This is a genomic window from [Mycobacterium] fortunisiensis (assembly GCF_019050325.1).
Classification (GTDB): Bacteria; Actinomycetota; Actinomycetes; order Mycobacteriales; family Mycobacteriaceae; genus Mycobacterium; species Mycobacterium fortunisiensis.
Genome location: NZ_VOMB01000016.1, coordinates 807481 through 820984, shown reverse-complemented (window position 1 = coordinate 820984; position 13504 = coordinate 807481). Strand labels below are relative to the sequence as shown.

At 66.8% G+C, this 13504-nt stretch carries 11 protein-coding genes and 1 pseudogene; 7 read left to right on the top strand and 5 right to left on the bottom strand.

The annotated features are described in order from the left end of the window. The 3 genes from treY to FR943_RS26765 are packed head-to-tail and all read left to right on the top strand — an operon-like array spanning window position 1 to window position 5116. A complete protein-coding gene (gene treY, locus FR943_RS14170; protein ID WP_217158068.1) occupies window positions 1–2268 on the top strand; it encodes a malto-oligosyltrehalose synthase in 2268 nt (755 codons plus the stop codon). Continuing rightward, the gene (treZ, locus tag FR943_RS14165; RefSeq protein ID WP_217158067.1) at window positions 2261–4003 is read left to right on the top strand and encodes a malto-oligosyltrehalose trehalohydrolase; all 1743 of its coding nucleotides are present in this window, start codon (window positions 2261–2263) and stop codon (window positions 4001–4003) included. The genes treY and treZ overlap by 8 nt, the downstream gene beginning before the upstream one ends. A gap of 51 nt (window positions 4004–4054) precedes the next feature. Continuing rightward, window positions 4055–5116 (top strand): FAD-dependent monooxygenase, encoded by a 1062-nt coding sequence (locus FR943_RS26765; RefSeq protein WP_217158065.1) that lies wholly within the window; start codon window positions 4055–4057, stop codon window positions 5114–5116. An 18-nt stretch (window positions 5117–5134) separates the two neighbouring features. Here the strand turns inward: FR943_RS26765 and ilvA are convergent, their stop codons facing one another. Both ilvA and FR943_RS14150 read right to left on the bottom strand, forming a co-directional pair. After that, a complete protein-coding gene (ilvA, locus tag FR943_RS14155) occupies window positions 5135–6412 on the bottom strand; it encodes a threonine ammonia-lyase IlvA (RefSeq protein WP_217158063.1) in 1278 nt (425 codons plus the stop codon). A 28-nt stretch (window positions 6413–6440) separates the two neighbouring features. Continuing rightward, the gene (locus tag FR943_RS14150) at window positions 6441–6878 is read right to left on the bottom strand and encodes a nitroreductase family deazaflavin-dependent oxidoreductase (protein WP_217158062.1); all 438 of its coding nucleotides are present in this window, start codon (window positions 6876–6878) and stop codon (window positions 6441–6443) included. A 76-nt stretch (window positions 6879–6954) separates the two neighbouring features. Between FR943_RS14150 and FR943_RS14145 the strand changes: the two genes are divergently transcribed. Together FR943_RS14145 and FR943_RS14140 are read left to right on the top strand one after the other, a co-directional pair. Then, window positions 6955–7371, top strand: a complete 417-nt coding sequence (locus FR943_RS14145) for a lipoprotein LpqH (RefSeq protein WP_218045573.1) — start codon at window positions 6955–6957, stop codon at window positions 7369–7371. An 83-nt stretch (window positions 7372–7454) separates the two neighbouring features. Beyond that, window positions 7455–7685 (top strand): hypothetical protein, encoded by a 231-nt coding sequence (locus FR943_RS14140; RefSeq protein WP_217158061.1) that lies wholly within the window; start codon window positions 7455–7457, stop codon window positions 7683–7685. On the opposite strand, the gene FR943_RS14135 is transcribed toward FR943_RS14140, so the two are convergent. Next, window positions 7682–8083 (bottom strand): SRPBCC family protein, encoded by a 402-nt coding sequence (locus tag FR943_RS14135; RefSeq protein WP_217158060.1) that lies wholly within the window; start codon window positions 8081–8083, stop codon window positions 7682–7684. The genes FR943_RS14140 and FR943_RS14135 overlap by 4 nt on opposite strands. A 111-nt stretch (window positions 8084–8194) precedes the next feature. On the opposite strand from FR943_RS14135, the gene FR943_RS14130 reads away from it, so the two are divergent. After that, a complete protein-coding gene (locus FR943_RS14130; RefSeq protein WP_217158059.1) occupies window positions 8195–9028 on the top strand; it encodes a class I SAM-dependent methyltransferase in 834 nt (277 codons plus the stop codon). Here FR943_RS14130 and FR943_RS14125 read toward each other — a convergent pair. Then, window positions 9016–9411, bottom strand: a complete 396-nt coding sequence (locus FR943_RS14125) for a MerR family transcriptional regulator (RefSeq protein WP_217158288.1) — start codon at window positions 9409–9411, stop codon at window positions 9016–9018. The two genes, FR943_RS14130 and FR943_RS14125, sit on opposite strands and share 13 nt — an antisense overlap. A 66-nt stretch (window positions 9412–9477) precedes the next feature. Here FR943_RS14125 and FR943_RS14120 point away from each other — a divergent pair. After that, window positions 9478–9921: pseudogene (locus tag FR943_RS14120) on the top strand (PPOX class F420-dependent oxidoreductase); the annotation flags it as partial. 17 nt (window positions 9922–9938) lie between these two features. Here the strand turns inward: FR943_RS14120 and dnaE are convergent. Beyond that, the gene (gene dnaE, locus FR943_RS14115; protein WP_217158058.1) at window positions 9939–13496 is read right to left on the bottom strand and encodes a DNA polymerase III subunit alpha; all 3558 of its coding nucleotides are present in this window, start codon (window positions 13494–13496) and stop codon (window positions 9939–9941) included. Window positions 13497–13504 lie beyond the last annotated feature (8 nt).

Sequence of the window (13504 nt, the reverse complement as noted above, 5' to 3'; positions counted from 1 at the left end):
ATGACGCGCCCGGTCCTGTCCACGTATCGGCTCCAGATGCGCGGGGACTGCTGCACATTCGACGACGCGATCGATCTGCTGGATTACCTCGACCGCCTCGGTGCCTCGCATCTGTACCTGTCGCCGATCCTGACCGCGGCGCTCGGCTCTACCCACGGCTACGACGTCACCGATCCCACCACGGTGTCGGCGGCACTCGGCGGCCCCGACGGTCTGCGTCGTCTCTCGGAAGCGGCGCGGGCCCGCGACATCGGCTTGATCATCGACATCGTGCCCAATCACGTCGGCGTCGCCCACCCCGAGCAGAACCCGTGGTGGTGGGATGTGTTGCGGTACGGCCGGGCCTCGGCGTATGCCGACTACTTCGACATCGACTGGGAACTCGGCGAGGGCCGGATTGTGTTGCCAGTCCTGGGTTCTGACGACGACGTCGCCGATCTCAGGGTCGACGGTGATCGCTTGCGGCTCGGCGATCTGGTGTTTCCCGTCGCCCCGGGCACCGCTACCGGCTCCGGCAGCCAGGTGCACGATCGGCAGCACTACCGGCTGACCGGCTGGCGCAACGGGATCTGTGGCTATCGACGGTTCTTCTCCATCACCTCCCTGGCCGCGCTGCGCCAGGAGGACCCGGCGGTGTTCGATGCCAGCCACGCCGAGATCAAACGTTGGTTCGACGAGGGCCTGGTGGACGGCCTGCGGATCGACCATCCGGATGGATTGTCCGACCCCGCGGGCTATCTGCGCCGGCTCCGCGAGCTCACCGGCCCCGACGCCTGGATCGTGGTGGAAAAGATCCTGGCCGCCGACGAAAGTTTGGATGCGTCGCTGACCGTGGACGGCACCACCGGGTACGACGCGCTGCGCGAGGTCGGCGGACTGTTCATCGACCCGGCCGGCGAGACCGCGCTCAGCGCACTCAGTGGGCCGCGCGAACCCGAGGCCGAGCGCACGCTGAAGGCCGCGGCCGTCACCGACACCCTGGCCAGCGAGCTGGGCCGGCTGAGCCGGACCATCACCGCCGCGACCGGACAGTACCCCCAGCAGCTGCCCGCCGCGCTGGCGGCACTGATCAGCCGCATCGGCGTGTACCGCGGCGACTACCCGGCACTCGGCGCGGTCCTGCCGATGGCACTGCAGGAAACAGCAAGCAGTGCACCGGAATTCACCGATGCGCTGGCCACGGTGGCGGTGGCCCTGTCCACCAGCACCGAGGCGGTCACCCGATTCAACCAACTGTGCGGAGCCGCCACCGCGAAGGCCGTCGAGGACTGCCTGTTCTACCGCGACGCGCGACTGGTCGCACTCAACGAGGTCGGCGGCGCACCCGACTTGTTCGGGGTCAGCGTGGCCGAATTCCACCAGCGAACCGCGACGCGGGCACGGGTCTGGCCGACGGCCATGACCACGCTGTCCACTCACGACACCAAGCGCGGCGAAGACGTACGCGCCCGGATCGGGGTGCTGTCCCAGGTCCCCGAGATCTGGGCCGACGCGGTCGAACGGTGGACGGCACTGACCGAACCGCCCGACCGTGCCACCGCATTGTTCCTGTGGCAGAACATCTTCGGCGCCTGGCCGGGCGACGGCACGGTCTCCGACGACCTGCGCGGCCGGCTGCACGGGTACGCCGAGAAAGCGATCCGGGAGGCCGCCGTCCACACCAGTTGGCACGACCCGTCAACCGACTTCGAAGACGCCGTGCACGCCTGGCTGGATCGAGTGCTCGACGGGCCGAACGCCCAAGAACTGACCGCACTGGTGGGCCGGTTGAGCAGCCATGCCCGCAGCGACAGCCTGGGCCAGAAGCTCCTGCAGCTGACCGCTCCGGGCATTCCGGATGTCTACCAGGGGACGGAGTCAGCCGAGGACAGCCTGGTCGATCCGGACAATCGACGCCCGGTCGATTACCCGGTGCTGCGTGCGGCCCTGGAACGCGGGGACGATCCAAAGCTCAGGGTGACGGCCGCAGCATTGGCGTTGCGCCGCCGGTACCCGGAGACATTCCGGGCCGGCGGCTACACCCCGTTGCTCGGCTCAGGGAGCGCCGGGCGACACCTGGTGGCCTTCGCCCGCGGCGAGGATGTCGTGGTCGCGGTGAGCCGGTGGACGGTCCGGCTGGCCGAATCCGGCTGGGGCGACACGCTGTTGCCGTTACCCGACGGCCGGTGGACCGATCGCCTCAGCGGTCGTCGCTGGGCCGGTCCGGTGGCCGCGGCCGACGTGTTCGCCGAACTGCCGGTGGCCCTGCTGGAGCGAACCGATGACTGAGTTCACGGTGTGGGCGCCCAGCCCCGACCGTGTGCAGGTCGACGTGGACGGCGAGCTGCACGAGATGACGCGCAGCTCCGACGACTGGTGGCACGCCGAGGTCGCCTGCCGCGCCGACGCGCGCTACGGCTTTGTCCTCGACGACGACCCAAAGGTGTTGCCCGACCCGCGCTCGCCGCGTCAGCCCGACGGCGTGCACGAGCGTTCACAGCTGTGGACACCGGCTCCGGGGGCCTGGACCGACTCGGGTTGGGCCGGCCGCTCGATCTGCGGCGGGGTGATCTACGAACTGCACATCGGAACATTCACGCCGGCCGGGACATTCGACGCTGCCATCGACAAGCTGGATCACCTGGTCGCTCTCGGTGTGGACTTCGTCGAGGTGATGCCGGTCAACGCCTTCGGCGGCACGCACGGCTGGGGCTACGACGGAGTGCTCTGGTATGCGGTACACGAACCCTACGGCGGTCCCGACGGACTCGTCCGCTTCGTCGACGCCTGCCACGCGCGGGGCCTCGGCGTGCTGATCGACGCGGTGTTCAATCACCTTGGCCCGTCGGGCAATTACCTGCCGCGGTTCGGCCCGTACCTGTCCGCCGGCCACAACCCCTGGGGTGCCTCGATCAATCTGTCCGACGCCGGTTCCGACGAGGTGCGCGCCTACATCATCGACTGCGCGCTGCGCTGGATGCGCGATTTCCATGTCGACGGCCTGCGCCTGGACGCGGTGCACGCGTTGATGGACAACACCGCGGTCCATCTGCTCGAGGAGCTCGCCGCCGAAACCGACGCTCTCGCGGGGCAACTCGGCAGACCTTTATCGCTGATCGCCGAGAGCGACCTGAACGATCCGCGGCTGATCACGCCGCGCGATCGGGGCGGCTACGGCCTGACCGCACAATGGGACGACGACATCCACCACGCCATCCATACCGCGGTATCGGGTGAACGCCAGGGCTACTACGCCGATTTCGGGTCGCTGGAGACATTGGCGCAGACGTTGAAGCACGGCTACTTCCATGCCGGAACGTACTCGTCGTTCCGCCATCGCAGGCACGGGCGCCCGTTGGACACCGCCACCATCCCGGCTACCCGGCTGCTGGCCTACACCCTCACCCACGACCAGGTCGGTAATCGCGCGGTCGGCGACCGGCCGTCGCAGCGGCTCACCTTCGGCCAGCTCGCCGTCAAGGCGGCGCTGGCACTCGGATCCCCGTATACCGCCATGCTTTTCATGGGCGAGGAATGGGGGTCGTCCTCACCCTTCCAGTTCTTCAGCTCGCACCCCGAGCCGGAACTGGCCCGCGCCACGGCCGAGGGCCGCAAGGCCGAATTCGCCGAGCACGGTTGGGATGCCGACGAGATACCCGACCCACAGGATCCGGCGACATTCGAGCGGTCCAAACTGAAATGGGCCGAAGCCACCGCAGCTGAACACGGTCGGCTACTGCGCACCTATCGCCAGCTGATCGCGTTGCGGCGCGACGAACCCGATCTGGCCGACCCATGGCTGGATCACCTGTCGATCGAATTCGACGAACGGCAACGCTGGATCGTGCTGCAACGTGGCGCTTTGGCCATCGCCTGCAACCTGGGTACCGATGCGGTGTCGATTCCGGTCACCGGCGAACTGGTGACCGCCTGGGACGACCCCGACATCGGCGCGGCCACCACGACATTGCCCGGACACTCTTTCGCGATCGTGCGGACTGTCCAGCCGCGGGCCGCTGGGTAACGGCCGGTGAAAACCGCCACCGTTTACTACTACGTGACGTAGTATTTTGTCGTGCGGGTGGGGATTGTCGGCGGCGGTTTCGCCGGTCTGGCTGCGGCGATCGCGTTCCGCGACAACGGGCATGACGTCGCGGTGTTCGAAAAGTCGGCCGGGCCGGTCACTGCAGGTGGAGCAATCTCGCTGGCCCAGAACGCACTGACATGCCTGACGATGCTCGGTGTCCGTGACCGTGTGGTCGGCCGGCCCCAGCCGAACGTTGCGGCCACCGTGCGGGATTCTGCCGGCCGAGTTCTGGTGCGCAGCACCCTGGCGCGACTCACGGGCGGACGCGAATACGCAACCGTGCCGCGACATCAGCTTCTGAGCCGACTCACCGAACAGCTGCCGACGGAGTGCGTGCACTACTGCAGTCCGGTACTCGACGCACACGCCGACGGAACACTGCAGATCGGCAGCGGCCGACAGAAGTTCGATCTCGTGGTGGGAGCCGACGGACCACACGGCGTCATACGGCGGACCTTATGGCCCCACGCTCCCGCATTGCGCGCCACCGGCGCCACCGGGTGGGCGTGGATCGCGGACCGTGAACTGCCGACCGGGTTCGGCACCATCTGGGGCCGCACAGCCCAATTCGGGGTTCTCCCCCTCGCCGACGGCCGCACGTACGTGTACGGCGGCAGCTGCCTGCCCGATGTGGACTTGGCGTCGTTCCGCGATTGGCCGTATCCCCTGCCGGACCTGATCGACGCCGCGGAGCCAGACCAGGTGATCACACCGACGATCTTCGAGGCCCGGCCGCCACTGGGGCTCGTGCGGGGCAACGTGGTTCTGATCGGCGACGCCGCCCACACCATGCAGCCCACGTTCGGCCAAGGTGCTGCGCTCGGGATGGAAGATGCCGTCACACTGGCTCGGCACGGCCCCGCGGCGTTGTCCCGGCGGCTGCCCAGAATGCTTGCGCTGTACGGAATGTCCAAAGCCGGAGCACTCTTCGCCACCCCGCGTCTCGCCGCACTGGAGAAGGGCCGCAATCTCGTGTTGCGGCTGACCCCGGATCCGGTGTTCGGGCTCGCGGCCGGCTCGGTGAGCCGCTGGACACCGCCACCCGACTGAGCAGCGAGGTGTCGCGGCTCAGGTGAGGTAGCGATACGCCGGTGAGCCCGGTTCCAGCAGTTCCACATGGATGTCGGAGCTGTGCATGCGGGCCAGCAGCCCTTCCAGATCCGTCGCCGCGCTGAGCTCGACACCGCACAGCGCCTCACCGGTCTCGCGGTTGTTGCGCTTGACGTACTCGAACAGCGTGATGTCGTCGCCCGGCCCCAGGACCTCGTCGAGGAACCGGCGCAGCGCCCCGGGCTCCTGCGGGAAATCGACCAGGAAGTAGTGCTTGAGGCCCAGATGCACCAGGGAGCGCTCGACCACCTCGTTGTAGCGGGAGACGTCGTTGTTGCCACCGGAGATCAGACACACCACGGTGGAACCGGGTTCGATGTCGGTCTCCAGCAATGCGGCCACCGACAGCGCACCGGCGGGCTCAGCGATGATCCCGTCGTTCTGGTACAGGTCGAGCATCGCGGTACAGACCGCGCCCTCGTCGACCGTGGTGAGGGTGACCATGTCGCCGGCCGCGGCCAGCGTGGCATACGGCAACGTTCCGGCGCGGGCCACAGCGGCGCCGTCGACGAATTGGTCGACATGCGGCAGGGTGACCGGCTCGCCGGCGGCCAGGGCCGCAATCATCGACGCCGCCCCGGCCGGTTCGACCCCGAGCACCGAGGTTCCCGACGCGCGCTCGGCCAGGTACGTGGTGATTCCGGCGATACAGCCGCCCCCGCCCACCGGAACCACCACCAGATCCGGCTCCACTTCGAGCTGATCGAGGATCTCAGCGGCGATGGTGCCCTGACCGGCCATCGTGCGCACGTCGTCGTACGGGGGCACCACAGTGGCCCCGGTACGCGCCACATCCTCCAGCGCGGCAGCAGCGGCCAGGTCATAGGTCGCCCCGACGGCGATGAGCTCGATGTACTCGCGGCCGTGGTACCGAATCCGGTCGCGCTTCTGTTTGGGGGTCTTGGCCGGCACGTACACGCGACCGTGGGTGCGCATCGACCGACAGGCCATCGCGAAGCCCTGCGCATGGTTGCCCGCCGACGAGCACACCACGCCGGCGGCGAGTTCCTCCGGCGAGAGCTGGGCCATCAGATTGAACGCGCCCCGCACCTTGTAGGACCGAACCGCCTGCAGGTCCTCGCGCTTGAGATACACGGTCGCGCCGGTTGCCTCCGACAGCCGTTCGCTGAACTGCAGCGGGCTGCGCGTGACCACCCTGGAAATTCGCTGAGCGGCCTCGTCGATGTCAGCCGCGGAAAGCGGCATCGACGGGTAGGGGCTCAGTTCGGCAGTCACCGGTCAATGGTGCCACCAGCCAGCGTTTTCACTTGAGCGGGGTCAGGACAAACACCGGAATCTGGCGATCCGTCTTGGTCTGGTAGTCGGCGTAGTCGGGGAAGGCGGCCACGGCCCGCTCCCACCACAGCGCCTTTTCCTCCCCGAACACCTCGCGGGCCGTGTAGTCGCCCGAGGTGGTGCCGTCCTGCAGTTCGACGTGCGGATTCTTTTTCACGTTGTGGTACCAGACCGGATTTTTGGGCGCGCCACCCAGTGACGCCACCACCGCATATTCACCATCGTGTTCGACGCGCATGAGCGGGGTTTTGCGGATCTTGCCGGTTTTCGCGCCGATGGTGGTCAGCAAGATGACCGGCCGTCCGTTGAGTTCGGTCCCGTCCGTGCCGCCAGACGCCATGTACGTCTCGGCATTCTGCCGCGCCCAGTCCGACGTGCTCGGTTCGTAGTCTCCGGCAATTGGCATGTCATCAGGCTAAGACGACACATCGCGGACAACGGAGAAACGGTTAACCCGGTCCAAATCGGGGAACACCGCCACCATGCGGCACATCCAGCAGGTGGCCGGCGCCATCACGGTCTTCGCGGTGTCCGGGTGCGCGGCAGCGACCGGGGTTCCGGCCGATACGAACACCGCCCGCATCACGCTGGAGGGACAAGACACGCTCAGCTACCCGATCCTGTGCACGCAGCGCAGTTGGTTGTGGACCCTGGAAACGCTCCCGGACACGCCCGGTTTCACCGCGATAGTGAGTACCGGTGCCTCCATCAGCCCGGAAATCGTCCGGATCAGCGATGTGCACGGCTTCACCGGCAGCGCTGCCGGTGACCGGATGGCCGGAACCGAGGCGAGTATCCACGGCACGACGTTCACGGTGAGCGGGACGGCGCACGGGTCCTTCGCTGACCGCCCTACCGGGAAGACCGAGGTCAAGTACCGATTGGAAGCTCACTGCTGAGCGGGTTCCGGATCGGTTCAGAGATCCAACTCATCTAATGTTTCGGTTGCCCGAAATCTTTGTTGAGAGCTATCGTTGTAGTCATGACCGCCGCGGGGAACTTCTCCACCACCGCACCACTGGCCGACCGGGAGGTGCGGCTGGCCGGTGTGCCCTGGCCTGCCTACAAGCTGATTGCGTTGGCTGCCGGCCTGCTGGCCCTGGTCGTCGTCGGAGCTGTGACGACAAGCGCCGCGCCGGCGGTGCTGTCAGGGGCCGCGGCCACGGCGATCGTCTGGATCGGCCTCGCCGCGCGGGCGTCCGCGAACCGCTAACGCTCGATCAGTGCCCGCAATCGGTCCAGATCGGCCGCCACCGCGGCGATATCTTCGTCGAACTGCTCGTCGGACATGCCGGCGCGCTGCCGCACGGTGAACACCACCTCGCAGCGCGGCTCCTCGACCCCGGCCGGGACAACCCGCATGGGGTTGTACACCGCCTCTCCCGACGGCAGGCGCACCACGTGATCGAGCACACCGTGCTCATTGTCGGGCGCGAACTCGACGATCACCTCGCCCATCGGGGAATCGGCGATCCAGCCCGCCGCGGTTCGGCGTAACCCGCCGCCGGCCAGACCTGCCGCCCAGTGGGCGAGATTCGCCGGGTCCGCGGCATAGGCGTACACCGCCGCCGGCGACTCCTCGATCCACACACTCACATGTCGGCTTTGCATGCCTGCCAGCCTAGGGGACCTGGCACGTCGCCAACCGAAATGCGTAACCGTAAGGGAGATGAACGTTTTCGGGTCGACGTTCAGCACGGCCACCGGCGTACCGTCGCAGACATGACGCTGACCACGGCACAGCTGACCCCGGTCGAACAGACCGCATTGCTCACTTTGTACGCCCGGGCCCTCGACAGCCGATGGGCACATCCGATCCTGGGCGACACCTGGGCCGATGACGTGGTCGCTCAACTGGACTACGACTTCCCGGGATTGGGGGTACAGACCAGCGTGGTGTGCCAGACCGCGTTGCGGGCCAAGATGCTCGACGACCGGGTGCGCGCGTTCGTCACCGCACACCCCGATGCCGTCGTGGTCGACCTGGGAGCCGGGCTCGACAGTGCGTTGTACCGGGTGTCCCCGCCTGCGACGGTGGACTGGTACCACGTCGACCTGCCCGCCGTCAGTGCCTTGCGCCCCCAGGTACTGCCGGGGCACGAGCAGTCGCATGTGGTGGCCGCCTCCTTGGCCGACCCCGGCTGGTGCGATCCGATTCCCGCCGACCGACCCACGATCCTGCGGGCCGACGGGTTGTTCGCATTCCTCGGCGAACCGGTGGTCATCGACATCTTCCGGCGCGTCAGCACGCATTTCACCACCGGCGAGCTGACATTCAACGACTACGGCGGGATCGGCTGGATCAGTCGCGCCGCCATCAAACTCTTCCCGCAGAAGATGTTCAAAGACGTCGGCAGCCAATGGGGCTACCGCGGTTTCAAGGACGCCCAGCACCCCGAAACCTGGAATCCGGCACTGCACCTGGTCGAGGAAGCCAGCCTCACCCGCGAGCCGGAGGTGGACCGGTTCCCCGCGTGGCTGCGGATCGCCACGCGATTGAGCGGCCTGACCAGGACAACCGCGCGCAAGGCGCGGATTCTCGCCTACCGCTTTTGACCTACGCCGGCCGGCAGCTCCTGATGAATTCCGCAGGTGCACAACTCGATTGACGGGCACGTACACCGCATGCCCCACTCGATGATCGCCCGCGCCTGCGCCAACGAGGCCAACTGGGCGTCGATCTCGGCCAGTTTCGCCTGCGCCAACTCGCGCGCCACCGGCCGTCCCGGCGAGTCATCCAGCAGCAGCGCGATTTCGGTCAACGAGAACCCCGCGGTCTTGCACAGCCTGATCACCTCCAGCCGCGTCAGCACCGTCTCCTCGTAGCGGCGCTGGCCACCCACCCGCCGCGGCGCGGGTATCAACCCGACCTGCTCGTAGTAGCGCAGCGCGGTCGAAGCGATCCCAGACCGCTCTGCGACATCCCCGATGGTCAACATCGTGCTCACCTGCTCTCCCGGGCCGGTGCTTGACTTAGAGTCAACTCTAAGTCCTTGACTGGAACCATGCCGCACACCGACACCGTGCACGATCCCCTGACCCGCTCCCGGTACGCCCTGCTACGCAGCTTTCGTGCCGACGGTACCGCCGTCGACACCCCGATCTGGTTCGTTCTCGACGGACCAACGGTGTTGTTCCGCACCAAGATCGGGCCGAAGACCCGCAGGCTGACCGCCCGCCCCGACGTCGATCTCGTGGCCTGTGACCACAAAGGGCGAGCCACCGGCACCGTCTGGCGCAGCGGCCGGGCCACCATCCTGGGCGATGACGACGCCGAACGGGCCAACCGTGCCCTGCACCGACGCTACGGCTGGCAGTGGAACATCGTGCCGCTGCTGAAGATCCCCGGTGTCACCAACGTGCACCGCGAGCTCCCGCTGTGGGAGAAGCTACGGCGCGCCCGCACCCGCAACGTATGGCCCGACACCGCGATCGTCAGGATCGACCTGGCTCGGCAGGACGATTCTCAGCCGAGGCAACCCGGGCCGAGCAGCGCCTTGAGATCGCCCATCAACGCCGACGACGGGGTCACCCGCAGGGACTGATCCAGCTCCAGCGTGGTGATGCGTTCACCGCTGATCAACCGCAGATGCACCTGGGACGTGCCGGGATGATTGGCCAGCACCTGCTTGAGCGCGCTCACCTTGTCGATCGTGCACTGACGGGTGGGCAGGCTCACCGCCAGCGGCCGGTCAGCGGCGGCGCTGCTGAAATCGGGCACCACCAGTTCGTGGGCGATCAACGAGATCCGGTCGTCGCGGGCAGCCACTTTCGCCTTGACCAGGACCACCATGTCGTCGGCGATATCGGCACCGAAAAGCGAATAGGTCTGCGGGAAGAACAACACCTCGATGCCACCGGTGAGATCTTCCAATTGAGCTGAGGCCCAAGGCAAACCGTTCTTGTTCACCCGCCGGTTGACCGAGGCGAGGATGCCGCCGACCACCACCTGCGCATCGTTGGCGACGTCGCCGTCGAGGATCGACGGGATCTGCGTGTCGACTTGATTGGCCAACAGGTGGGCCACCCCGTTGAGCGGATGACCGGACACGTACAGGCCCAGCATCTCGCGCTCGAGGGCGAGCTTGTGCTTGTCCTCCCACTCCTCCTCGGGCACCCGGATGGTGAACACCGCATCCGTGCCGCCCCCGTCGTCGGCGCCGCCGAACAGGTCGAACTGACCCATCGCCTCGGCCTTCTTGGTGCCCAGCACCGAGTCGACGGCGTCGGTGTGCACCAGGAACAGCCCTTTACGGGGATGATCGAGTGAATCGAACGCACCGGCCTTGATCAGGGATTCGGTGACCTTCTTGTTGCAGGCCGCGATGTCGATCTTGTTGAGGTAGTCCGAGAAGTCGGTGTACTTGCCCTTCTCGGTGCGCGTACTGATCAGCGACGAGACCACGTTGGCGCCGACGTTGCGGATCGCCCCCAGACCGAACCGGATGTCGTCGCCCACCGAGGCGAAGTTCTGCACCGACTCGTTGACGTCGGGCGGCAGCACGGTGATGCCGAGCCGGCGGCAGTCGGCAAGGTAGACCGCGGCCTTGTCCTTGTCGTCACCGACCGAGGTGAGCAGCCCGGCCATGTACTCGGCCGGGTAGTTCGCCTTGAGGTAGGCCGTCCAGTACGAGACCAGGCCATAGCCGGCCGCGTGCGACTTGTTGAAGGCGTACCCGGCGAACGGAAGGATGGTGTCCCACAACGCCTTCACCGCAGCCTCGGAGAAGCCGTTGGCGGTCATGCCTTCCTTGAAGCCCTTGTACTCGGCCTCGAGCACCTCAAGCTTCTTCTTGCCCATGGCCTTACGCAGCGCGTCGGCCTTACCCATGGTGTAGGAAGCGACCTTCTGGGCGATGAACATGATCTGCTCTTGGTAGACGATCAGGCCGTAGGTCTCGGCCAGGATGTCCTTGAGTGGTTCTTCGAGTTCGGGGTGGATCGGCTTGATGGCCTGGCGCCCGTTCTTGCGGTCGGCGTAATCGTTGTGGGCGTTCATGCCCATCGGGCCCGGCCGGTACAGCGCGAGCACCGCGACGATGTCGTTGAAGCCGGTGGGTTGCATCCGGCGCAGCAGGTCACGCATCGCGCTGCCGTCGAGCTGGAACACACCCAGGGTGTCGCCGCGGCCGAGGAGCTCGTAGGCGGCCGGATCGTCGAAGGGCAGCGTTTCCAGGTCCAGGTCGATCCCCCGGTTGGCCTTGATGTTCTCCAGGCAGTCACCGATGATCGTCAGGTTTCGCAGGCCCAGAAAGTCCATCTTGAGCAGGCCGATGGCCTCACACGACGGATAGTCCCAGCCGGTGATGATGGCGCCGTCCTGCGGCCGCTTCCACAGCGGGATCGCGTCGACGAGCGGCTCGGAGCTCATGATCACCGCGCAGGCGTGCACGCCCGCGTTGCGGACCAGCCCCTCCAGGCCCAGCGCGGTCTGGTAGATGGTGCGCACGTCGGGATCGGTCTCGATCAGCGTGCGCACCTCGGCGGCTTCCTTGTACCGCTCGTGGTTGGGATCGGTGATCCCCGAAACCGGGATGTCCTTGGCCATGATCGGCGGCGGCAGCGCCTTGGTGATCCGGTCGGCGATCGCGAAACCCGGCTGGCCGTAATGCACACGCGCCGAATCCTTCAGCGCGGCCTTCGTTTTGATGGTGCCGAAGGTGATGACCTGGGCCACCCGGTCGCTGCCCCACTTGTTGGCCGCATACCGCAGCATCTCACCGCGGCGACGGTCGTCGAAGTCGATGTCGATATCGGGGGCGGACGGACGTTCCGGGTTGAGGAAGCGTTCGAACAGCAGCCCGTGCGGAATCGGGTCGATGTTTGTGATGCCCAAGGCGTATGCCACCAGCGACCCGGCTGCCGACCCACGGCCCGGCCCCACCCGGATCCCGACCGACCGGGCGTAGTTGATCAGGTCGGCCACGATCAGGAAGTAGGACGGAAAGCCCTTCTCACAGATGACCTTGATCTCGTAGGCCGCCCGCTCGGTGTATTCGGCGGGAACGGCCCCACCGCGAAACCGGCGCTCCAGCCCGGCCTGCACCTCATGGGTCAGCCACGAGGCCTGGTCGTGCCCGTCGGGCACCGGGAACACCGGCATCCGGTCGGTCGGCGTCCAGACGTCGGCGTAGGACTGGACGCGCTCCCCGATCAGCACCGTCGAATCGCACGCCCCGGGCACCTGGGAGTCCCACAGCGCGCGCATCTCCTCGGCCGACTTGAGGAAGTAGCCGTCGCCGTCGAACTTGAACCGGTTCGGGTCCGACAGCGTCTTACCGGTCTGAATGCACAGCAGCGCTTCGTGATTCTGCGAGGCATCGCGCGTCACGTAGTGGCAGTCGTTGGTGGCCAGCGGCGGGATGTTGAGCTTCTGCCCGATCTCCAGCAGGCCCTCACGAACCCGGCGCTCGATGTCGAGGCCGTGGTCCATCAGCTCGAGGAAGAAGTTCTCCGGGCCGAAGATCTCCCGCCATTTGGCGGCCGCCTCCAGGGCTTCCTGCCGGTGCCCGAGCCGCAGCCGGGTCTGTACCTCACCCGACGGGCAGCCGGTGGTGGCGATGATGCCCTCGGCGTGCTCGGCGATGATCTCGGCGTCCATGCGCGACCACTTACCGAGCTGCCCTTCGAAAGACGCCAGCGACGAGAGCTTGAACAGGTTGCGCAGACCGGTGGCGTTCTCGGCGACCATCGTCATGTGGGTGTAGGCACCGCTACCGGAGACGTCGTCACCCTTCTGGCTCGGATCACCCCACTGCACCCGCTTGGTATCAAATCGAGAAGCGGGAGCTATATACGCCTCGATGCCGATGATCGGTTTGATGCCGGCCTTGGTCGCCGAGTTGTAGAACTCGCTGGCGCCGAACATGTTGCCGTGGTCGGTCATACCGATCGCCGGCATACCGAGGCGCTGCGCCTCGGCGAGCATCGGCGTGATCTTCGCGGCACCGTCCAGCATCGAGTACTCGGTGTGGTTGTGCAGGTGAACAAAAGATCCCGAGGACCCCGAAGATGAACCGCTCATAGGGCTGC